Here is a 244-nt window from a genome sequence, read left to right as displayed (position 1 = left end):
CACATGCGCTGCGAAGTGAATATTAACGATCAGAATGTGATCACCAATGCCGTCTCCTGCGGCACCATGTTTCGCGGGCTGGAGATCATCCTACAAGGGCGCGACCCGCGCGATGCGTGGGCGTTCGTTGAACGTATCTGCGGCGTCTGTACTGGCGTACACGCCCTGGCTTCGGTTTACGCCATCGAAGATGCTATCGGTATTAAAGTGCCGGACAACGCCAATATCATCCGCAACATTATGC

At 54.9% G+C, this 244-nt stretch carries 1 protein-coding gene; it reads left to right on the top strand.

Annotation, left to right across the window (positions count from 1 at the left end; translation table 11 throughout):
- A partial coding sequence (locus tag V5P19_RS24285; protein WP_334408087.1) for a nickel-dependent hydrogenase large subunit occupies positions 1 to 244 on the top strand: 244 nt, incomplete at both ends.

This window comes from Enterobacter sp. UNJFSC 003, assembly GCF_036903355.1.
Taxonomy (GTDB): Bacteria; Pseudomonadota; Gammaproteobacteria; order Enterobacterales; family Enterobacteriaceae; genus Enterobacter.
Note: the sequence above shows the minus strand (reverse complement) of the source record. Positions and strands in the feature narration are given on the sequence as shown.